The 23,584-nt window shown below is 36.2% G+C and carries 11 protein-coding genes; 2 read left to right on the top strand and 9 right to left on the bottom strand.

The features are described 5' to 3' along the window. Positions 1–464 precede the first annotated feature (464 nt). Together MKX53_RS03635 and MKX53_RS03630 are read right to left on the bottom strand one after the other, a co-directional pair. The gene (locus tag MKX53_RS03635) at positions 465–1,172 is read right to left on the bottom strand and encodes a class I SAM-dependent methyltransferase (RefSeq protein ID WP_340909161.1); all 708 of its coding nucleotides are present in this window, start codon (positions 1,170–1,172) and stop codon (positions 465–467) included. Between the two features lie 289 nt (positions 1,173–1,461). Next, positions 1,462–1,878, bottom strand: coding sequence for a hypothetical protein (locus tag MKX53_RS03630; RefSeq protein WP_340909160.1), 417 nt, complete (start codon positions 1,876–1,878; stop codon positions 1,462–1,464). Between the two features lie 166 nt (positions 1,879–2,044). On the opposite strand from MKX53_RS03630, the gene MKX53_RS03625 reads away from it, so the two are divergent. Next, the gene (locus MKX53_RS03625; RefSeq protein WP_340909159.1) at positions 2,045–3,727 is read left to right on the top strand and encodes an Ig-like domain-containing protein; all 1,683 of its coding nucleotides are present in this window, start codon (positions 2,045–2,047) and stop codon (positions 3,725–3,727) included. Positions 3,728–3,835: 108 nt separating this feature from the next. On the opposite strand, the gene MKX53_RS03620 is transcribed toward MKX53_RS03625, so the two are convergent. Together MKX53_RS03620 and MKX53_RS03615 are read right to left on the bottom strand one after the other, a co-directional pair. Next, positions 3,836–8,584 carry an endonuclease gene (locus MKX53_RS03620; protein WP_340909157.1) on the bottom strand — a complete coding sequence of 1,583 codons (4,749 nt, stop codon included), beginning with the start codon at positions 8,582–8,584 and terminating at the stop codon, positions 3,836–3,838. A gap of 99 nt (positions 8,585–8,683) precedes the next feature. After that, positions 8,684–11,353 (bottom strand): 5'-nucleotidase C-terminal domain-containing protein, encoded by a 2,670-nt coding sequence (locus MKX53_RS03615; protein ID WP_340909154.1) that lies wholly within the window; start codon positions 11,351–11,353, stop codon positions 8,684–8,686. 308 nt (positions 11,354–11,661) lie between these two features. Between MKX53_RS03615 and MKX53_RS03610 the strand changes: the two genes are divergently transcribed. After that, positions 11,662–12,297 carry a hypothetical protein gene (locus MKX53_RS03610; protein ID WP_340909151.1) on the top strand — a complete coding sequence of 212 codons (636 nt, stop codon included), beginning with the start codon at positions 11,662–11,664 and terminating at the stop codon, positions 12,295–12,297. 219 nt (positions 12,298–12,516) lie between these two features. Here MKX53_RS03610 and MKX53_RS03605 read toward each other — a convergent pair whose 3' ends face one another. The 5 genes from MKX53_RS03605 to MKX53_RS03585 form a co-directional block, all read right to left on the bottom strand. Continuing rightward, the gene (locus MKX53_RS03605) at positions 12,517–12,984 is read right to left on the bottom strand and encodes a competence protein ComK (protein WP_340909149.1); all 468 of its coding nucleotides are present in this window, start codon (positions 12,982–12,984) and stop codon (positions 12,517–12,519) included. 251 nt (positions 12,985–13,235) lie between these two features. After that, positions 13,236–13,718 (bottom strand): sigma-70 family RNA polymerase sigma factor, encoded by a 483-nt coding sequence (locus tag MKX53_RS03600; RefSeq protein ID WP_340909148.1) that lies wholly within the window; start codon positions 13,716–13,718, stop codon positions 13,236–13,238. A gap of 424 nt (positions 13,719–14,142) precedes the next feature. Then, positions 14,143–19,473, bottom strand: coding sequence for a S8 family serine peptidase (locus tag MKX53_RS03595; RefSeq protein WP_340909146.1), 5,331 nt, complete (start codon positions 19,471–19,473; stop codon positions 14,143–14,145). A 242-nt stretch (positions 19,474–19,715) separates the two neighbouring features. Continuing rightward, entirely contained in the window at positions 19,716–20,963 is a 1,248-nt protein-coding gene (locus MKX53_RS03590) for a DUF2628 domain-containing protein (protein WP_445678258.1), read from the bottom strand. A 368-nt stretch (positions 20,964–21,331) separates the two neighbouring features. Further along, positions 21,332–23,557 carry a hypothetical protein gene (locus tag MKX53_RS03585; protein WP_340909144.1) on the bottom strand — a complete coding sequence of 742 codons (2,226 nt, stop codon included), beginning with the start codon at positions 23,555–23,557 and terminating at the stop codon, positions 21,332–21,334. Between the last annotated feature and the right edge of the window lie 27 nt (positions 23,558–23,584).

Here is a 23,584-nt window from a genome sequence, read left to right as displayed (position 1 = left end):
ATCCTAATAGGACTGCGCTTTCTTTTTTCCCTAAACAGGGAATACACTGGTAAAATTTTTTTATGATGCCTGGTTAAACCGAAACTGACAATTTAAACCTTCGTCTGGTCAGTGTAGTAATATGGTCTAATAAAAACTATTAGACATTGAGGTGCACTTCCACTTACATGTAAAACACGTTGGAACGGAACCTAAATATATAGGTTCTCGACGAGAGTACATTTCGTCAGTAAAGCAAATTTTCCGCCAAGGCTGTGCAAATCCTCCATTGAAGTTTTTTGTAAACACATCGTTTACCAATCCCTCCCTACGGTAGTTCCACCTTGCATTAAATATATACCTTGCTTAAACACATTTTTTTAAAAATTGTTCAAACTTTTTAAATGTCAGAATAGTTTTCCACACAGGGACGCACTCAATACAGTTTGTGTCATACTACTGACATTGGAAGCGGAATAGCTTACTTATGCTTTACGACATTTAAATGCACGATACCCGATGAAATCCCGGTTATGAAATATAAATTCGTTATGCTTCTCCCATAGCTCAAAAAGTTCCATTTGTATGTTTTCCGATGGATTTATGTCGTTAATTTCACTTTGAAGAAGCACAGATGGCGTACTGATTATTTCAACTTGAGTAAATCCAGCTTGATGTAAACGCAATATCCACTCATCTTTTTCTATTATTTCATTGATACCATAAAGGCTACATGCCTTTTCTTGTTTTTCTTCTGATAGGTATTGCTCAGCTACCATTTCAATCATGATTAAAGTCCCGTCACTTTTCAAAACCCGAGAAAGTTCATACAACGTCTTCGATATATCCGTAAAAACAATTACAGACTCGGCTATAACAAGATCGAAGGATTCATCTACAAAGCCCATATTTTGTACATCTCCATCCACCACATGGACGGAGGACTTACTATTTTTAAATCGTTGTCTCGCTTTTTCTACCATAATTGGATGCTTATCAATCGCTGTCACCTGACAATTAAATCTTTCAGCTAAGAAAGCTGCCGTCTGTCCTGTTCCACAACCTATATCTAATACAGATTGGGTTGGCGAAATGTTTTCAGCTTCCAATATAGATTGGGTTAGACTAAAACCTCCAGGATGAGCACCACCAATTCCAAAGTAAGCCAATATATCTATATAAGCATTAGACACTGAATTTACCCCCTATTATCAATATAGCCATAGCTATACTATGCTTTTAAAGCATGTCTATAACTCAATAGGTAAGTTTTTATTATTGTAGTGCTTGTTTATTATTCCCATATGCGCTTACCCCAAGACCTAAATTTTACTACAGGCATAGAACAACAATATTTAAAATATTAAACAAAATATATCTACTAGTTTCTAGTCCATTTTCAATTGGAGTAGTTGGTGTCAAATAAAATCCTATCATCAACATTCGATGATAGGATTTTTTGTATTGTGATTAATAATCAATCTATTGAATGTCTATTACTTCTAATGCAGGTGGATCCACAGGAGTTGTAATGATAGGTTTAGGAGTTACAAGTGCTAACTTTTTCTTTGAAGGCGTTTCATATTTTGCTTTTGCAGTGTTTTTTTGAACGAAACTACTTCCGCCGACACCGTATAATCCGTTGTGTTGTCCTTTGTAGCTGTATACCCGGTATTCATCACCTTTTTTCAGCATACGTACAGTCGACAATGTACCATTGCTGTTCATTTTCACTAGGGGTGTATCTGCTAGTATAGTGACTTTACCAATTTGCCCAAGCTTTAGTTCTGTTTTCCCCCACATTACTTTCGTTGCTGCCTCTGTTTCTGTAGGAATTGCAATAAATAAACCAAAGACCATTAATAGCGCCAATCCCTTTTTAACAATTTTCATAACCATTCTCTTTCCTCCAATATTTATATTTAGATTTAATTACTATTGTAATAGATATGATGAATTTTATATAGTTTAGATACTACTATTTTCTTTAAACTCATTAATTACATAGAACTATAGTCTTTTAAATGATAATATTATAGGGTACAAATATAAGGAGGAAGATTAATTGTTAAAAAGAAAATTTTTAAGTAAATATATGATAATAGGCTTGGCAGCATTATGCCTTATGTTCGTTTTCCCAACACTAGCTGGTGCTGCACTAATGGATGATGCCCATAATGTAAATCCGAATAAAACATGGACTATAACTTTTAATAAGGAAGTTAATCCTTCTAGTATCCATGCATCCACTGTTTACGTTTTAGATCAATTTGGAGAAAAGAAACACGGAGCAATCACTGTCTCATCCGATCGAAAAAGTGTAATTATTACAGCTCCGATAGAGGGTTATACACCTTCAGAAACCTATACACTTTATATAACAAATAGCATTATAGATGATCTTGGAAAACCTCTTTCTAAAAATATTCAAAAGAAATTTACGATAGAAGCACCTGGTGTATACGATATTGTGAATATCGCTTCTAATGGTTCAACTAGCCTTGTAAAATCGTATGATTCCTTTGAAAATGCTTTAACTAATATGAAAACAAACCAAGGTATTCAGTACAAGGGTACACTTATTAAAATGCCTAGTGGTATGGTCGTTACAAAAGCTACCTCCTCCAGCGTGTTAACAAATATTTATTCAGATAAGCTCCTTACAAAACCTGTTACTTATGTAATTTCTAATACGGAACTGCTTTATGTAGACTCCACTGATTCATATGTCGAGGTTAACGTTGCAGGAAAAAATATGTTTATAAGCCAAGAGAATAGTAATTTAATACCTAAGAATGCTTTAGCCGGTAAATCTTATTATTCCGTTTCAAATGGAGAACTCGTACATTCAATATATTCGACTAGCAGTAAAACCTATTCTTCCTACCAAATTGGAGTAGCACCTTCTTTTATGACTTCTGGTCAGAAATATTATAGTGTAGATGGTTCTCATTTTACTAACACATCTGGACAAGAATTAGGAATAAGCTATCCTTATTTTGAATACTTATCTGCTCGAAGTAAAACGAACTATACTGCAGAAGAAATTGATGCATATATTTTATCAATGCTTCAAAAGCTAGAGATGGACTTTCCAACTAATATACAATACCAACTAGCCTCTCAAAAAAGTAAACTTATAGGACTTGGTACTTACCTTAAACAAATAGAAGAAACACAGCATATCAACGCATTATTTATATTAGCAATTGCACAGCATGAAAGTGCTTATGGATTAAGTTCTAGAGCTCAGCAATATAATAACTTATTTGGACTTTATGTGTCGGATAACAATCCATTAGCTATGAACTTCCTGACAGTCGAGCAAAATATTAATGAGTTAATTAATTCCTTTTTAAATAAAAACTACCTACCCCCTAATGCCGGCTATGCAAATGGTGCGGTTTTTGGAAACAAATCAATCGGTATTAATATGAAATATGCTTCAGACCCATACTGGGGTGCCAAAGCAGCTGGACATATGTATCGTATCGATAAAATGATGGGTGGGAAAGATTCTATTTCAAAATACAAGCTTGGTATAACGAATACTTCAGGATTAAATGTTCGAACAGGTCCTGGAACAAATTATACAGCAGCGTATAGATATACGAACACTGGAATGCCAATCACTATTTTAGATGATAACTTACCCGAATCTGATTGGATCAAAGTTCTTTCAGACTCAAAAGATTACGAAGAGCTTTATATACACCGGGATTATATTCAGGAAATTCCAGTTAAATAAGATTTAAATTGCTGCTCCACAGGCATAAAAAACACCTTCGATAGAGGTACATCTCAAATGTACTTCATTCGAAGGTGTTTTGAGTTGTGTGGCACAAAGGGACATGAATTATGAAGCTTTTTGAGTTTCAGTGGATCCTACTTGTTGCCAAATTAGATTCACCCACTCCGGATGGTCGATGAATGGATTACGATTTCCTTGCCATTTTTGAATAATGTCATTGCGATTGCTTTCAAATTCGTCTACTGGATCTTGCTCGTGCCATTTTAGTAGTGTCGATAGCTTTCCATGATATGGTGCGCTTCCATTCCCGAGCTTTTCGTTTAGCTCTAAATCAACTTTATCTCCTTGTTCGTAGCGTGTCGCCATGTAAAAGAGGATTCGAGCTACATCGCCTTTGACTCGGTTTGGTGGTTCAAAAGAGTTAGAAGCCCGTTTACATTCATCACAGTTTTTTATGAAATCGCCACCGTTATCAAAATCTAAGTTACCTCTAGAGCTATTCACTTGTACGTCTGTAGGTCTAAGATGGTGAACATCCGTCCCTGGTCCTTTACTTGTCCCGAAGTTTCCATGTGATTTAGCCCAGGTATGCTCTCGATTCCACTGTCCCACGTTTCCGCCATTCGCAGTTTTAGAACGTGATACTCCAGAGTAAAACAATATGACATTGTTTTTGTTGCTCGGGTCCTCATCAGTTTCACGTAACGCCAGCCATACCTGGTCGTAAGAAAGTTGAGTATGGTCGTCAATTATTTCATGTAGGGCATTTTTTAACGCTTGACCTTCTTTACCAATGGCATCTTTATAATAGTCATCGGCAGGTGAGTTAGCTGCAGTTACAAGTACACTAAAGTTTGAGGTCACACTTTTTTCACCATCAGTAGCGGTAACTCCTACGATATAGCTTCCTTCTGCAAGTGTTAGTTTTAACGTAGCCCCTTCAACCGCTCCTAATGTGGAAGAAAATGTTAATACTTGGTTTTGTGGGTCGACGAAGTAGTCGGTTAATAATATAGAAATAGACTCTCCAATTTTAACTATTTGACTCGGAATACTTCCCTTTACTACTGGAGCTTGGTTCTCACCAGGCAAAGAAGGAACCACAATGGGTTCCCCTTTTGAATTTGTGAATTTAATATTCTTACTATCTGCTCCGTTAATAAATTCAAATTCTTGAATATTTTCAGCGCCTCTTATTTCTTTTACGTTCGTGCTATCAATAATTACTTTTTTGACAATGGTACCTTTGAAATCCATTATTGCGCCAGCATTCTCTGGCTTAATCGTTACCGTCTGCTCTGCAAAGCCGGCTCCATGGAATTCTGCATAATCACTCATGATCAGAACGCCTTCCATGATTTCGGATGCATCATCAAGTGTGATAGAAACGCTAGGCTTACTAATAGTTAGTTTCTTCGTTTGAAGATTTTTGATGTCATATGTTTTTTCAGCTGTAATCGGAATAACACCATCTTCTTCTAATAGATCAATTTGGACCATTACTGGATCGTGGTCACTTGCACGTCCTGCCATATCAGTGAAATCTGCATTAATATGAAGAATGTCGATTTTCGTTTTATTTTCTAAATTTTTCGTTACTAAAATATGATCTAGTACTTGTGAGTTGCCTTGGTATAGGTATGTGTATCGATCTGGCGTTTCCACTTTGTTGATCATATTTGTCATATGTTCATCCTCGTGAATTAAAAGGGCATCGGCAAATTGATAATCATTAAAGTCACCTAGTGATACAACATTCGCTGCTGGGTTTTTCGTTTTAATATCTACAACAAAGTCAGAAACGATTTTTGCAATTTGTTTACGTTGGCCTTCACTGTCGTATTTCGGTGGTTGAATGGATCCAAATAGTGGTGTATCCCCACTTTTTGAATTCCAGTGATTCGCAATAACGATGACGCTCTCACCTTTAAAATCAAATTGAGCTGCTAATGGTTTACGGCTGCTATTAAATGCGGTATTCGATGGATCGATACGACCAGGGTTAAGTGTTAGTTTGCCATCTTTGTAACCAACCGCCGTTGTCGCACTTCCTGGTGAAATACCTTCTGTCAATTTCACTCGTTCCGGATTGTATAGGAATCCAACCCGAATATTTGCATTTGGTGCACCTCCATCTGAGTTGTTTACAGGGTCAATATTCACATATTTGTAGTCTGCTCCTCCAGCTGTTTTAATCGCTGTAATAAGTCTTGTATAGCTTTGATCTGCCTTTGAGTCTCCACTGCTTTCTCCGTTATTATCTTGTACTTCAGTTACACCAACAATATCAGGACTCTGCATATCCGTAGCAATTGCTCTTGCTAATTTACGCGCTTTGTCGTCTGGAGTAGATGTTTTGTTATTCGAGAAGTTTTCTAAGTTATAAGACGCAATTGTTAGCTTATCTTCTGCTTTCACAATTGTTGTTCTTTCTGGTGTTGCAGTCCCTTTTGAATGGGCCGCTTTCATTTCATTTAAAGAGACATAGATCTTAAAGTTTTGATATGAATAGCCTACCACCCCATTAATTGGCCCATTAAATCTGTCTCCAGTTGCTACTTCGAAATCACGACCAGGTCCATTTGGTTCTAAACGGAATTGTATGCGGTTCGGATTTTGATTGTCTTTTTCATATAAAACTCCGCCATGAAGAGAGTTAGTAGGAGCATTTTCCAAAACGGTAATCAAGTCTCCATGTTCTTGAGGCGCTACTGCTTTCACATTTCCAACTTGTACGCGCATTCCCTCCATACTTTCCCAGAAATCGATTGCATCCACTGTTGGATTGAAAACGGTAAGATTGTCACTATCAATTTTAGCTAGAGTCATTTTAGTTTCATCGATTATGATTGGAGCTGGTAAAGCTACGCCACTTTTAATGACTTCCACTTTTCCACCTTGGTCATTTCGAACATTAATTTGCGTAGTTTTCAAGTCTGTTGTTTGACGATCATCGTACCCATCATATGCAAATTCACTTACTTTCCCATTGACAGATACTAAATCTCCTACTTTAATCGGCCACGTTTTTGTTCCGCTGTAAAGGACAATGGCTTCAGAAGTATGTGGGTTTGTATCCGCAAACTCGTCTGGTGTTTGGATATGATAGTAGGTTGCACCATTTAACAAGAACGAGTAAGTAACTACCCCTTGGATGCCCTCTACTATTTGATTGTCAAAAATAGTGTAGTGTCCTGCTCCTTGGATATCATGGATTTGAAGACTATCCGTAATTTTATATTCAAATGTCTTCACTTCTGAATTAGCTTCTGGAGTACTAGCTACGGCCTTAAGTAGAGTATCAGCTTTAATCTCGATTGGTGTTGAGTATTTTGTACTTTCGATAGTTGGCTCAGTGCCGTCTAAAGTGTAAAAGATTTCAGCATTTGCTGCCGTTGTAGACAAGGTTACATGAGTAGATCCAACGAATGTTCCACTACTTGGATTTGCAGTAACAGGTTGAAGAGTCGAACTGTCCTCTACAATATCTTGAACTGAGCGGGGAATCATTTGATAATCTGCATCAAACTGTTGAACAATACCAGAAATAGATTCATACGTTTTTCCTACAACTAAACCTAATGAGCTATTTTCATCACGGACAATAAATTCTGTTTTTCCGTCTGTTGCAGTGTAGTTTAATGCATTTACTGCAGTTATAGTAATTTGTTTTGCTTGTACAAGAAGTGATTCATTGTTTTCACTCACTTCTGCTCCTGTGACAATTTTAGGAGTTGGAGCACCCACGTTTTCTGTTTTGCTAACTATCGTTGCATTGTCTAATTGAAGAAGTCCTTTGAAATCAGCTAATTTTCCAGTAAGTGTTACTTCATCTCCTACAGTAACAGGCAGACTTGAAGGGCGTATGGCAATACCGCCTGTTGCATCTTGAACAGAAACAGTGTTTTTCAAGTTTGCAGCTACTATAGCTTTCACTGTTACGGTTTGACCAACAGCTGTTTTGCGTGCTTCTGCAATGGACAACGCCCCACTTTCACTTATAACAGTGTAAGTGAATGAAGAAATTGGGCTATTCTCAAGACCATCTTTCGCCGCAATTGCTTTAATCGTCATATCTTTGTCAATAACAATTGGGGCTTCAAATTTAGTACTTGAATTAGTTGGATCCGTTCCATCTGTGGTATAAAAAATAGAAGCATCTTCCGTGTTTGTTAATAATCTAATTTCCGTGCCTAGGGGAACAGTCGATGAGGGTATCGAAACTGTTACAGCCTCTACTTGAGTTTCTCCAGGATCTGTGTCACCAATATCCATTTTGTGGGAGCCTAGGTTAGACGAATCATTAGTCGGTAGCTTGCTCCATTCTGCTGCATTGAAAGCGTCATCGATAATTGTATCTCCAGCAACAATATTACTGTTTCGGACAAGTGTTACATCTTTAGCAAAGTCTGCAGATGGCCCAATTTGTCCAATAGAATCAATGATTGCACCTGAGTTTTTCAAAACTATAGGATCATTTCCATTGAAGTTAATGACAGTATTGTTTTCTAGGTCGCCCTTACTTTTTATATCACCATTTGCATCATTGTGATATAAAACATACGTATCGTTATTAGCTAACGTACCTGTTAATGAGACTTTATTAGCCGCAGTAGCTGCTCCATTTGTATGAAGTTCAAGTGAATACGCACTTAAATCAACAGCTGCTCCAGTTCCGTTGTAAAGTTCAATGCCCTTATTAAAGCTGGCGCCTTCAATATACTCCGAAATGATCAAGTCAGTTGCATTCGTAGCGGCTATAACTTTCGAAGGTAACGCTGGAATTACTAGACCGGCTATTAAACTTGCTGATAAAAAAGCATTTATGGGCCTCTTCCAATTCCTTTTACTCATCTATACAATTCTCCTTTTAGATAGGGTTTTTTAGTGAAGTTAATATGCTGATTAGTCACAAAGGCTTCCATTAACTAATAAAAGGCTTTGTGATTGGTATTAAAGAATAGTTTCTCCATCCACAATAATACCGTCGAGGTCAAAGTTTTCTCCATTAAGCCCTGAAAGGTTGAAGTTTCCTTTAACCGTAATATTAGAAAGTGTCATATTACTAGAAGGAGTACCTGTAATGATTAAATTCCCTTTAATAATGGCATTTCCAAGGAATGCAATATCTGTAAGAGCAACTGTCACGTCGCCATTGTATACTTTTAAGGCATCAGGTGTGCCGGAAAAAGTTTTTGCATCAACCGCTCCACCAGGGAATTCAATATCAGGATCTTGCTTTGCTAAATCTACTATTCTTCCTTCAACTTTTGGATTAACATTTACTAAACCTGCAATATGTTCACGTAAGTTTTCCCAGTCCGAGAGACCTAAATCTGTCATCCTACCTTCTCCATATGCCTTAGCCAATACAGTATAACTATCTCCGCCTTTAGCGGTGAAAGCATTTGTTGCTATTGTGTAAGTTTCATTATCTTTCATTTCTATATAATTATTTTCTGCATTTTTATAAAGAACTGAAACTACCCGTTGTCCAACTGGTTTAGAAGAATCATATTGAACTTTAGCTCCCGACACATGTAGAAATCCTCCATTTTCTTTTGGATATTCTTTAAAGCTAATTTCAAATGTTGCTTTTATCTCTGCCCCAGTAAGTTTCATTGTTGCTAACGTATTCCCAAATGGCAAAACGCTGATTACTTCACCAACTGTAATTGGTCCTTTATTAATCGCAGCTCTGATTCCTCCACCATTTTGGAAAGCCATAATAACATCTTTGTTATACTCTCTCGCTTTAACCAGCATGCCATCCGTAATCAGATTCCCAAGCGGAGTTTCATTGCTTCGAACACTATTACCATTGCTACTTGATCGTGGATTATCTAAGGCACTTTCAGCATTCGCTCCAGTAGGTTCATTTTTCAATTCATCAATTTTAGAGGAATATTTTAATAGCAGCTCTTTTGCTTCAGCATCTGCAACTTTCGCATTAACACTTATCAATTCTCCAGCGTGTTTAACTACTTTTCCGTTTTTATCGAATTCGACGTCTAATGTACCTAAAAACTCACTATACTGATAAGCTTGAACAATAACCGTCGGATCTTTAGCTTTTCCTATTAAATCTTTGTTTACTACAACTGGTTTATCTAATTTGGTATGACTGTGACCACCAACAATTACATCAATGCCGGTTACTTTCGCAGCTAACTGCAAATCGTTGTCATAATTAGGATTATCATCATAACCAAGATGTGTCACAGCAATTACTTTATTTACTCCTTGCTTTTCGAACTCGTCTACCATTGTTTGAGCTGCTTTCACATAATCAGTAAATTTCACTTTCTCTGGGCTTGAAATATCCTTTGTTTCTGCAGTCGTTAATCCAAACAGCCCAACTTTTTGGCCATTTACAACTTTAATAATGCCACTATAAATTTGACTGTTTTTCGGACTACTTGATACTTTTACATTAAATAATCCTTTTAAATGATCATCCTCGGAAAAATCAGCGTTCGCACTTACAAGGGGAAAGTTAGCTTTCTTCACAAAGTCTGCTAATGCCTTATGTCCCTCAGCACCGGAGCCCAGATCAAACTCGTGATTACCAAAAGTCATCAGATCATATTTCATCAAATTCATGAATTCTACATCTGCTTGTCCCTTGAATTCATTGAAATACAATGTTCCTGAGAATACATCTCCAGCATCAATTAATAATGCGGATGGCTTCGCTTTGCGATATTCTTTCACAGCTGTAACCCGCTGAGCCACATTATCTAATTGTGCATGTGTGTCATTTGTATGCATGATTGATAAATTGAAGTTTGTGGCTGGAGTTCCTCCACCACCACTTCCACCTCCTGTTGTAGGGGGAGTTGTTGTTGGTGGAGGTGTAATAATGATAATGCCAGCTTTTTTTCTTACTTCTTCTATTTGCGCTAACAGTTCTTTAATCATCGGCATATTATCCGTAGTTGGCAATCTATAAAGTAACGATTGAATAGATTGTAGTACTTTTCTCGCATCTTCTATTTTCCCCGCTTTTAATAGAGCGTCCACTTCTCTCACCTTCATATAAACAGTTACCGGTACCATTAATTGATCACGCTTTAGGTTAGCGGGATCCTTGTACTGCTTTAACAATAGATCCCTAGTAGCTTTACCAGTAAAACGATATAGAAGGGCCGTTCTACTCTTTAATTGGACCGATAATTGGTGGTACAGCTTTTCAATTTTGACCCAATCCTTGTCCGTCTCAGCCTTCTTTATATCTTCCAAAATTGGTGTTAAATACTTGTCCGCATAATTATAAGCGTCTATATATGGCACTAATCCTTTTATAATCCGTTCATTGTACAAATCATCTAATTCTTTGAGTAACGTCTCCCTATTTTTAGCATCTGATTTTACAAGAGCATTTCTTGCTTTTTGATAGTTTATTTTAGCTAGATTTAAAGCAGGATACAATTCTATACTTGTAGCAAGTCTTCCATTTTGGGATGGTACGACATAAGCATAAGATGCTTCCTTCATATCTTTCCTAGACTGATCAACTATGTCTTGCAAAGAATTATTAGCAAAACTAGCACTAGTAGAAGTTAGTAACGATATAGCAAGAACTGAAGCTACCACAGACTTTTTTACTTTATTCTTTTTCATAAGTTCCCCCCTTATATAAATTGGCTGTTCGCTTATCCTATTTAATACAGTTCTAATTTATGAATATAGTGAAGAGAATAAAACAAGTAGTACTGTTCAAGAGAATTGTTACGAATAATATATTTATTAGATTCATATAATCAGAGTAGTGAAAGAACCTGCTAGAAATAAAGAAGTAAGGAGGAAAACCACTGAATTGTCTTAACTGTGGGCATATACAATTTGCGGGGGATTTTTGTAGTTTATGTGGAACTAAATTTGAAGAACTCGCGTTAAATACTGAAAGTGTTGCTTCTAGAACACAATCAGTGAAACCAAACGTCCATGTAGAAAATATTAAAAGAAAAACTAAAATATATAGCTCTTACTTTATACAACAATTAAAAAAACCTTCTCAAGCATACAATCATGGAGAAGGTAGGTTTAGTAGTAGTCTTGTTAGTATAATTATATTTACTGCACTTGTTACAGCATCACTATTTTTATTTACTAATGATTTATATGGGAGCAATTCACCCAGTTTTTTATCCTTTTTAATAGAAACTTTTTTACTTACATTCTTTATAATTGGACTCGTTATATTTGCTTCTTTTCTTATAAGTAATTTTTTTGGTCCCCAGCATTCATTTAGAACCATTATCAGTTTTTATGGTGGGCAATTATCTGCACCTATTATTTTAGTAACTACCTCCATTCTTCTAATGCTTGTAGAATCATTTTCTTACGGGAATGCACTTTTAACTATAAGCTTAGTTTTTTGTATTTTTATACTGCCACTTTACGTAATTAGTTTTTTACTTACAAAAAGTAATTCCGCCGTTGATCCACTCTACGGATTTATTTTGTATATTGCGACTTTCACTATTTTATTGTTGCTTTTCGTTACCATTGTTGGAAGTTCTAAGGTAGGGGAGTATTTTAATAATATGAACCATTTATTTTAAGATTGTTACAAATAGCGATAACAAACACAACTAATTGTAATGGTATTAGTTGCACTTGTTAAATTAGATTGTTTAACTAATAATAAACGCTCACCAACTTAAGAGGTGAGCGTTACATAATACAAGTGAGGGAGACAATTTTTAGTACACTTTAATGCCAAATACATAGCTTTAAGTCACATAAACAATAGAAACTTTTACCCACCGTTTCTATGTACCCTACTTTTTTCGATGATTTATACTATATATATTTAACGAGGTGTGGAGTCTCTGATGTTGTTTTAGTATTACATTCTTCGAAGTATTCACAGGAATAGAGATTCCATTCATAAAATGGATAACTGACTTTCCCTTAACCAGCTCATCTACATAAAAAGGATGATTGAATATCCAAACACATTCTACATGCCTATAAGACTTAGTTGGAAATGCGCCTAAACCATTTGGTTCTATTAGCAGTGGAGTTTTTACTGAATAATCCATTATTTTTTTTATGGCTTGTAAACGTCCTTGCATAGTGGATCCAAATCGATTGCATGCGTCTTCAAGTAACTTTAGTATACTTTCTTCTGAGTAATAAGTTCCATGGGTCGTCACAATTCGAGTCTTTACCTTGTCTATAAAAATGGACTCAAGCAATAATGTTTCTTTATCAATGAAATTAGAATTATTTTTGTTATCCTTCACTACACTTCCCCCTTTTTCGTCCCCTCCCCATATGTCTATCCTATCAAATCATCATATCACTTACTAGTCTAAATATACTAAATATATACAATATTATAAAAATAATCCTTATTTACCTCTTTCTAAACAATCATATTTAGAGTTTAGTCCTATGTTCGAAATATATTTCCTTTACCGTTAGTAGATAATAACTGAAAATGTACCGAGAAGTGATCACCATCACTTTCTCGGTTTAAATCCTTTTGGAAATCTTACTGTTCTATTCGTTCTCTTATCTTTGCTAGCAATCTTTCTCGTCGTTTTTTGATACCTGGGATTGTTATACCAACCCTCGTTGCCGCTTGCTGCAATGAAATCCCTTCCACAAAAATCCACATTAACAACTCTCGATCGTTTGAGTGTAATGATTCAATCACTATTTCTAAACCCTCATGAAATATGCTTGTCACAAGGGATTGTTCCAGTAAAAATGCTAACTTCTCATCCTCCACTGGATCAACCTGTTCCTCTAATCGTTTTTCTCTTTTTAATTCGTCTAGCATCCCCCCATATATGGATCGATATGCATAAGGTGCAAAATCTCCTTTCTCCTCGTCAAATTTAACCCATGACTTCCATAATGCAATTCGACCAGCCTGTCTGTATAGCTCATGATTTTTGTAAATGCTTAGTTTCCGTATACAGGCAGAAATCATCGGTTCAAACTGCTTCAATACATCTTCAAAATGCGTCAATGCTATATTCCTTTTGAGCCATGCACGATTCGTTTATTCCTAGGTATCCTTAGAATAGTCAACTTATCACTTGGACACCAATGAACCTTTAAGAAGTAATATTAAGGTAAACTTGACGTTTCATCCTAAAGAACGGGCAGTTCTTTGAAATATTACCGCCAAAGCTTGCACAATTACACCAGACACAAAATATTAAAATCCTTTCCGTCGTTTTGACAATAGTTTATAAGTTCTTATTAACACTCCTACTGGATTACTACATGTAATATGTGATGTGTATTAAAAAATACAATTATATAATTATAAAATAGGGAGAGCATATTATTTGTGAATATAAAAGAAACAACAAAGGATTTCTCCTCTGCTGTTTCTTTTAAGTCATTCTTTAAGAATAGTAATTGTCAACCCGAGGGACTGAAATTATTCAAACCCCGAGCATCGAGAATTCAAAATCTGGTACTGAAATTTCTAGATTTGGTTTTAAGGAGTCAAGACCTGGCAGATCATTTTCAAGACTTGGTACAAAAGAATTCAAACCTGCTTCCGTCACATTTACGTTTACAGTTAGTTCATTTTTACCGTATTTTACGGTGATTATTGTACTGCCGGCTTTTTTGGCTCTTACTAAACCACTAGTAACTGAAACTACTGCTTTATCCCCTGGAGTATATTTTGCCGCTGCGGTAACATCTCTTTCAGTTGTTGTACCATCTGGTGTTGTTGTTACTTCTTTTACTGCTATGCGGACTTCTTTTCCAGCTTCTAAATCGATTTGTGTATTATCAGCAACTAATGTTACTACCGGTGCTGCAACATTTACATTTACAGTTAGATTCTTTTCACCGTAGCTTACATTGATCGTTGTAACGCCTGCATTTTTTGCTCTGATTAAACCATTCGTTACAGTAGCCACTGAATTATCTGCTATTTTGTACTTTGCAGAAGACGTTACATTTCTTTCCGTTGTTTTTCCATCTGCCGTTGTTGTGATTTCCTTAATAGTCAGCTGCGCTTCTTTTCCTGGTTCCAAATCGATTTGTGATATGTCTGTAAACAGTGTCACTTCTGGTTTGGTTACCGTCACTTTTACAGTTATTTCATTTTTACCGTATTTCGCAGTGATCGTTGTGCTTCCTGCATCTTTGGCTTTCACTAAACCATCCGTTACAGTAGCTATTGCTTTATCTGCCACTTTATATGTTGCAGCAGTTGTCACGTTTCGTTCGTTTGTTTTTCCATCTACAGTTGTTGTTACTTCCATGATTTTTAATTGGGATTCTTTTCCTGATTCCAAACTAATATCTGGTTTGTTTACTGTAAGTGTCACTTCTGGTTCTGCCACTGTGACATTTATAGTAACTTCATTTTTACCGTATTTAGCGGTAATTGTTGTGCTTCCTACACCCTTTGCTGTTATTAACCCTTTATTTACAGTTGCAACTTTATTGTTTCCTGATTTATATGTTGCAAGACTTGTGATGTCCGTTTGTTTCGTTTTTCCATCTGCTGAAGTGATTACTTCTTTAATGGTTAATTGAGCTTCTTTTCCTGGTTCTAAATTAATTTCCGTTTTATTTGCCGTTATAGTCACTACCGGCTCTGTAACTATCACATTTATAGTTACTTCCTGTTTACCATACTTAGCGGTAATAGTAGTTTCCCCTGCCTTTGCTGCCGTTATTAAGCCATTGCTTACAGTTGCAATTTTACTGTTCGCCACCTTATACGTTGCAGCTTTTGTTACGTCTACTTTCTTTTCTTTTCCATCTGCAGTTGTTGTTACTTCCACTATCTTCAGTTGGGCTTCTTTTCCAACTTCCAAATCAACTTGCGTTTTGTTTGTCGTTAATGTCACCCCTGGTTCAGTGACTGTTGCATTTACAGTTAACTCATTTTTACCGTATTTAACTGTAATGACTGTAGTTCCTGCGTTTTTAGCTGTAACTAAACCATTTTTTACTGAAACTACTTTATTGTCAGCTACTGAATATTTGGCAGCACTTGTTACGTCTGTCTTTTTCGTTTTACCGTCTGCTGTTGTTGTTACTTCTGTTATTTTCAGTTGCGCTTCTTTTCCTTTTTGTAGGTCAATTTGTGTTTTATTTGCCGTTAAAGTTACCTCTGGTTCTGTTACGGTCACATTCACAGTTAGCTCGTTTTTACCGTATTTAACAGTGATTGCTGTGCTTCCTGCATTTTTTGCAATTACTAAACCTTCTTTTACGTTAGCGACTTTATTATCCGCTACTTTATATGTTGCAGCTTTTGTGACGTCTTTACGTTTAGTTTTTCCATCTGTTGTTGTTGTTACTTCTGTAATTTTCAGTTGTGCTTCTTTTTTCGGTTCCAAATCAATTTGTGTTTTGTTTGCCTCTAAAGTTACTCCTGGTACAATAACTACTGGATCTTTTACCGTCACATTTACAGTCACTTCATTTTTACCATGTGTAATTGTAATTGTAGTAGAACCTTTTCCAACAGCAGTTACTAATCCATTTGCAACTTTTGCAATACTTTCATCTACTACTATATACTTAGCGTCTGAAGTTACATTTTTAGTAGTTGCATCCCCTTCTACAGGCGTAGATGTTTCTGTCACTGTAAGTTGAGCCGTTTCACCAGCTGTTAAGTCTAGCTTTGTTGGGTTAACTGAAAGTGATAGAACTGGTTCTGGTACTTCCACTGCTTTTTCGTAAATTAATGCCTCGCCAACATTACCTGCAGCATCATTAATAATTACTTTCACTGAGTTTGTGTCAGCTGTTACTGGGAATGTAAAGCTACCATCTGGGTTCAAATTAAAGGCAACAGCTGCTTTTGCTACCCCATTTACAGTAGCAATATACGAAGCTTTTAGTTTTTCATTTAAGTTGTATTCTAAACCATATAAATATAGTTCTTCATTGTAATCGATATATTTGTCTGTTACTTGACCAGTTGCCGTGCCTTCCGTTACGGATCCAGTAATTACTGGTTTCGTAGTTTTTACTACAATCGGTCCCACATAGTCTTGGACAACTCCTGAAGCTGCAACGCCAGTGAAGTCAATTGTGTATAGACCATCTGGAATCGTTGTTGCAGGTGCAGTACTCCATGGTTTGTACTGTCCGGCAACGTTCAAGGTATAAGATCCTTTTGCTAATGCTGAAGTATTGTGTAAATAACCAATATAGCCATCCTCATATTCGCCACCTTCAGGATTCATAATATCCCAAAGTTCAATATAGTTAGTAGTTACGTCACCAGTTAAAGTAAATGATAGGACTGCAGTATCTTTAACACCATCACCATTAAAGGATAAATCTGTTTCTGTAATTTTGTAATTTTGAATTGCAGTTGCTGCCACTCCACCAAAGTCAGCCGCAAATGGCAAGGAAACTTCTGAAGCCCCACCATTAATATGGATATATCCTAGTATTTCAGAACCGTTTGGTGCAGTTGCTTTAGAAGCAGTTAATGTAACTTTTAATATTTGCTCTCCAGCAAGATTGAATGTCGGTTTGTCTATCGTCACTTTTGCATCACCAAATGACTTGGTTACATCTACTGAGACGTTATAGTTTCCACCTTTACCAGCAATATCTTTCACTAAAATTTCTTTTGTTACGGAAATATTGCCTTCTTTTAGTGATTGTGGACCGAAAGTAACTGTCCCTTTTAAGTTTTCTACTACTGCTCCAGTACCATCTAACACGGCCGTATCTAATGCGTATGCTAGAATTTCTGGATGAGCTGCTGCATAGGCATTCACACGGCCTGCACCTTGAGCAAATACATCATACTTCGTTGTATTCAAGATTTTAGCCGTATTGGAAAGGGCTACTTTCACATCGAAAGCATTCCAATCAGGATTTGCTTGTTTTACAAGTGCAGCAATACCTGCGATATGTGGTGTTGCCATGGAAGTTCCAGTTTTACGGTCATATGCTTCACCGTAAACTGCATCAGGAAAATCTGTTTTGTACATTGGAATGGTAGACATAATATTTGTTCCAGGTGCGCTTACATCCGGTTTAATATCAAAGTTTGGTGTAGAAGGTCCACGTGAACTGGAGTCATTTACATCATCTCCAACAGTATTCGTGGAAGCAAATTTACCAAAGCTAACTTTACCTGTTCCTTTTGCTAATTCAGCACGGATTCCCACTCCATCTGTATAAGACATATCAACTGTTGGAATGAAGGCAAATGAATCTCCAAGGAATGTACCTGATGCATTTGGTGCACCCGATCCTGTTGCAGAGTTATGAATAATTGTAGCAACTGCTCCTTGCGCCCTCGCATTTTCAATTTTATCGACAAATGCGATTGAACCACGAGCAATCAAAGCTACTTTCCCTTTCACATCAATTCCTTCAAAATCTTTTACTTCCCCTAGCCCAGGTATTGCCACTAAGTCAAACTCACCTTGAAGTTGTGTTGCTAAATCCTTTCCAAAAGTAGTACCCATTAACTGAAGTTGTTTCGTTAAGTTATAGTCTCCAACTGAAACTTTTACTTCTCCGTTATGCATCGTTTCGGGATTTGTTGTATTACCCACTGCAATCCCTAGACGTGCTGTAGCAGGAGTTCCCATCGTTCCACGATTTGGACCAGAGTTACCAGTTGCGACAACTCCGATAGTACCAGCCATCATGGCATTATTTATAGCAAATGATCCTGCATCCGTTTCAGAGTTAGCTCCCCCACCAAGTGAAAGATTGATAACATCCATTTTTTCAATTACAGCTGTATCAATTGCTTTCACTATACCTGAAGTTGATCCACTGCCATATGCTCCAAGCACACGATAAGCATATAGGTCTACTTTAGGTGCAATCCCTTTAATGCCGTATTCGTTTGCTCCAATTGCTGCAATTGTGCCGGCAACATGTGTACCATGTGATGTATAGAAAGAGCTTCCCGTTGCATTAAATTCAGGTGTTCCTGCCGGACGTTCAGAAGGTAATGTCTCCGAAGCATCATTATCTGCGCGTGTTTTTGTGTAAGTGGATGAATTTGGAATAAAGTTTTTTCCGCCTTTATAAATGCCTGCGAATTCCGGATGATCCGCATCAATACCTGTATCAAGTACAGCAACTTTTACCCCTTGTCCTTCAATTCCTTCGTTCCAAAGCTTTTCAATGCCTAAGAAAGAGATACTTGTATTCATTTTTGCATCTACTTTAGGAGTTTTAATAATCGTAGAAGGTTTTGTTGGTTTCGTTTTTTGTGGTTCCTCCGACGCATAAACAATTGTGTCAGGTTCTACTAATGTTACTCCTTGAACAGCAAGTAATTTTGGCAGGTCTTTCGCTTGTACGGTTGCTGCGAAACCGTTTAATACTGTATCAAAGGTATAACCTTGTTTAATAGCAATATTTTTTATAGATAATTCCTTTTTTACGAATGTTTGTTGTGCTTTTACTTTTGTTCTCACTTGTTTTTCTTGAGTAGCCGAGAATACTTTTCCTTTTAATTCGCTTATTCCTTTTTCAAGAGCAACTGGTTTTTCGGATAAATGAATGATAACAGCTACATCTTGGTTACCCGATTTGTCTTGTAAGTCTTTGTGTAGTTTTGGCCCACCATCTAATAGATTTAACTGATCTGCGATAGCTGATTTTAACTGCATCGTACTTTCGCTTGGCGTGTTTTGCTTGAATGGCTTTACAACTGAGTTTGCAGAAGCAGTCGTAGCCGGGCTAAGCATCGTTAAGGCCATAGCTAGTACCATAAAGGCACTAAATAACTTGCTTGATAATTTCTTCTTCAATACAATTTTCCCCTTTTCCAAAGCGTGATTTAGTTGACTAGCCTAACTATAAATTTTGCTCCATACCGCTAATGCTTTTGTATAAAAACCGCTTCCTTCCTATGAAAATAGTTAGTTATAAAGTCGCTATCATGATGTAATATCATTTCTACTATATGTGCTAGTCTTGGTGGCTATGACATGTCCACACAAAAAAGGTCCCTATGTAAGATACAATTCCGAATTGTATCTTACACAAGGACTCAATTACTAACTATTAAAGACTTATCGAATACGTAATTATATTCGCTTGTGATTATCTCATATGGAGCAAACTTCTCTACAGAACCATTTAAAGTGGTAAGCTTTGCTAAACCGTCTGGTGTGAATTCGTACATTTCGGTTCCTATTATGCGGGCACCGGTCTCGAAGAAAAGTTCCATCCAACCATCTTGGTTAATATCATAAAAGTATAGAATTGGTGCATTCTCTGCAGAAAGTATTAGTGGCGTTATTTCAAGTCCACCAAATTCTACTACTATTTCTACATTTGTATTTAAGTAAGTGCTACTTCCTTTTGCCCCACCTCTAAAAGAAATTGTTTCTAAGATTCCATCATTATTTACGTCGATTTTATCCCCAATAAAAAAATCAAATATGCTAGGTGCTTTTAATGTAGGAATATAGGAAGAATCATTAGAGGTGAACTCCGCATTTGATTTTACGGATTGCTCTTCGGTGAAATACTTTATGGACTCCACTTTACTGTCATAAAACTTCCACTCTTCTTTTTGAGGTTTCAGTGTATGGATGAATATGGACTCGTTATCTCGGAAGTTTTCTCCTTTTACAAGAGTTGTTGTTTGAGTTACACGTACTTTCACTTCTTGTTCTGAAATGGATAAAAACTCAAAATCCCTAAGTTCATATGCTAAGTCAAAGTTTTCAAATAGGTCACTTAGCATTTTTTTTATTTCCGCAAATGTTGTTTGCTCGGCATGTGTATATACCTTAGACATATACTCATCCATATTCTCATTTTCAAGTGCCTGTATATTATCTTCAAGCACTTTAATAATCTCGGATTCAATATTAGGACCTACCTCTAATTCTGTTAGTTTATTATTAGTTGGGGTAAATCTGAGCATCGTCATTACTAAAAGTAAAGACACTCCTAACAACACAAGTGCAAAAACGCTTTTCCAACTAGTACCACCACGCAACTGAATTTCGTTCTTTAATAACTTCACATCACGAATATTACCTTCTGACATTTCACTAATTCTTTTTAAAGCATGGTGACGGTAAAACCTATTACCTGTAATTCCAACAGTAAATGAAACCATGAACCCTATCACGGTATTAAAAATAACCTTGTCTGTTCCTAATACTGTAATTACAAGGTTAATTACTAAAAAAAATACTACAATCGAGAATATTGGTTTATACATTTTTCTATAACCAAACCAAAAAAGTGGAAAGAAAAAGGCTGCCCAGTTCCACGTATTCAAACCTTTTGACCATCTTCGTATGTAATAGTGTTGCTTTTTTTCACCTATAAAAAATCTAAGTAATTGATTATCAATGTTAGGTTTAGTTCTACTCCTCCTCTTGTTAGAAGTAGATTCTATTGCTTCACTTTTTGCTGCAATCCCTTTACCACATATTGAGCAATACTTTGCTATACCCTCTATTCTTGAACCACATGAAGCACAGAACAGTTATATTCCTCCTATTATTATTTTACCCCTCTCATATCATATGCTTTTGCATTTTAGGTATTCCCTAAAAGGTCCCTGTGTAAGATACAATTCAGAATTGTATCTTACACAGGGACACAAGAAAAATCCCTTCTAACTAAGTTAGAAGGGATTAAAAGTTAGTATGCAGAATGGTTATTTACAAAAGAAGTAAATCCATTACCTGTAATATTAAATGTAAGCTGATCCTGATTTACAATTTCTTTGGTCTCGGTAATAACGAATAAAGAAGCTTTATGATTATATCCGTCATCTGTAGTTACGAAATCAATGATTTGAAGAGTATCTTCATCTACATACTCAACTGTCACCACAGCATTGTTCCCAAAACCATCATTTATTATCATGATACCCGATACGTCTTTTTTAAATTCATGACCATAAGTAGGATTATGGAATGTAAATTCTAATGTGTCTGAAATAGATAATCCATTAGAACTCTTATCATTTAAATCTATTTGAGTAGAAGCGAAAGCTCCTTCATTAATAGTTGTTGTAGCAGGGTTGTTTGTATTTACTGCTCCTTCCCCGTTAATACCATCTCTTCCAGGAGCATACTGATAAGCGATAAATGTATTAGCCACTTCTTGAAGTAAACTGACAGACCCAAGTGTCCAGTTTCCTTTCGCATCCACGATAGTGTTACCTACCAATACATCATTTCTATAGACTTTCACCTTATTACCTGGTTGTGCAGTACCGCTTATATCATATGAGTACCCATCAAATGTAAGTGGAGAAGTTACTGGATTTTGGAATTCTAAATCTCTATCTTTCGTCAAATCTACATTAATGTTCCAAGTGGAATGATTATCTGTTCTAGTTTCATAACTAACTTCTACTCTATCCCCTTTAGATAACACTTTTTCAAAAACTTCTTGTGAAACTTGTCCATTATAGATAAAGAATAGATCATTTGCATCCCATTTATATTTATAACCACCCGTATATATAAAATCTTCTTCAGTAGCAATCTCGTCGCTATCAATGGTTAATATATAAGGCCCTTCCACATTTTGAAGCTGATAAAAATGAGTAATTCCTGCTTTTTTGGTACTTTTATTACCATCTATTTTTTGTATTTTTGGTTGGACATAGGTGACAGACGGAGTTTCGGCATTAAAACCATACGCAGCTGCTATTATAATTACTAGATTTCCATTTGGGTCTGCATAGCTAATCGTCTCTTGACCACTTTCAATCCTTTGCCCGTTGACAGAAGTAATTACCGCTGAGGATTCTCCCAGGCTAATTTGCACTCTTCCGTTATAATTACTACCATCTAAATTAGTTAGTTTAGCTGTATATACTTGGGAATCAGTCGTTTCAAGATATGCAGTTTTCTTATCCGTTAATGCTATACCTGTTGTATCAGGAACAGCTTCTATCTTAAAGTTCAATTGTTGTTCTTTCCAACTTACTGTGTAACTTGTACCAGTGCTTAAATCAGACGTAGTTAAAATTACTGATTTTTTGTCATTGGATAACTGAGCCGATTGTACAGACTCTCCAGAAACCTTAAATTGACCAGCTACTAGACCTTCTAAAGGTATATTATAAGCTTTAGAGAAGTTAATTGTTACGCTGTTTTTACCATCTGATGTTATGAACAATGGCTGTAAAGGTAAGGAATTTAAAGTTTCATCGAAAGCTTTAGTTAGAAATGTTCTAAATGTAAAATTCGTTGTTTTGTTATCTATGTAAGAGTTGGCTTTGTCTAATTCTAAGGAAGCTTGAAGTAATCTATTCTCTTCAATAAAATCATTCGCTTGGTCAAGGTACATTTTAACTGTAACGTCATATTTCACATCAGCGATTAATTTTTCCATGGACGGTTTCACTTGATCACGAATACTATCTCTAGTAGATTGCCCATATACTCGGTCTAATAATTTTACTTGTTTTCTATATTCTGCTGTTGCAATATGGTAAGCAGCTTCTACACTAATTAGATCAGCTGAATTTATAGCATTTTGTAAACTCGTTGTTAGCTTATAAATTTTTTCACTTGAAGTTATAGCATCTATGTATGCTTGTGCACGTTTTACCTGGATTTTTGGATCCACTAATTTAGCTTGAGCACTAAGTTGTTCAGAGTTTGATAACCCACCAGCAACTTTTTCTGCAGCTGCGATAGTTTCTTTTGTCGTGTTATATTGCTCAAATGGCCGAGTTTTAAAATCAGCAGATCCTTCTTTGGAAATTGCCCACTTTAATATAGTGCCTGCATTTTGTGCATCTGTAACTAATTGTTTTATATTATTAGTCGCACTTACTTGTGGGATGGTTATAGTAGAAGCAATAATGGTAATTACTATTGTAAGATATAAATATTTTTTCCACATACTAATTTGCCTCCTTTATGAATTAGT

Source organism: Psychrobacillus sp. FSL K6-4615 (genome assembly GCF_038008225.1).
Taxonomy (GTDB): domain Bacteria; phylum Bacillota; class Bacilli; order Bacillales_A; family Planococcaceae; genus Psychrobacillus; species Psychrobacillus psychrotolerans.
This window is presented reverse-complemented; position numbering and strand designations above follow the sequence as displayed.